1 protein-coding gene is annotated in these 437 nt (G+C 56.5%); it reads left to right on the top strand.

Translation table 11 applies throughout. The annotated features are described in order from the left end of the window. The coding region (locus AC1DH9_RS31020; RefSeq protein WP_477809573.1) for a hypothetical protein at positions 1-437 on the top strand (437 nt) is incomplete at both ends.

Raw genomic sequence — 437 nt, 5'->3', positions numbered from 1 at the left:
GGACGTCGCAGGCACGACGATTGGCGATACCGTCACGACCAACAAAACACCGTTGAAGCTGACAGGCACGGTAGCTGACGATCAAAAAGTCGACATTTTCGACGGCGCCAGCAAGCTGGGGYAAGCCACGATAACGGAGCCTGGCAATTGGGAGTTCAAGACGTCGGTGCTGTCTTCTCTAAGAGAATATAGGTTCAAAGCCGTAGAGCAAGGTGTCGGCGGGACGGARTCAGCGACCCGGACCGTTACCGTGACGGCGGCGGTGAAWCCGRCGATTAACGAAGTGARGGACGTCGCAGGCACGACGATTGGCGATACCGTCACGACCAACAAAACACCGTTGAAGCTGACAGGCACGGTAGCTGACGATCAAAAAGTCGACATTTTCGACGGCGCCAGCAAGCTGGGGCAAGCCACGATAACGGAGCCTGGCAAAA

The sequence above is a fragment of the Pseudomonas sp. 05T35 genome (assembly GCF_056396605.1).
The sequence above is the reverse complement of the archived record's forward strand: the minus strand, read 5'-3'. Positions and strand labels throughout refer to the sequence as shown.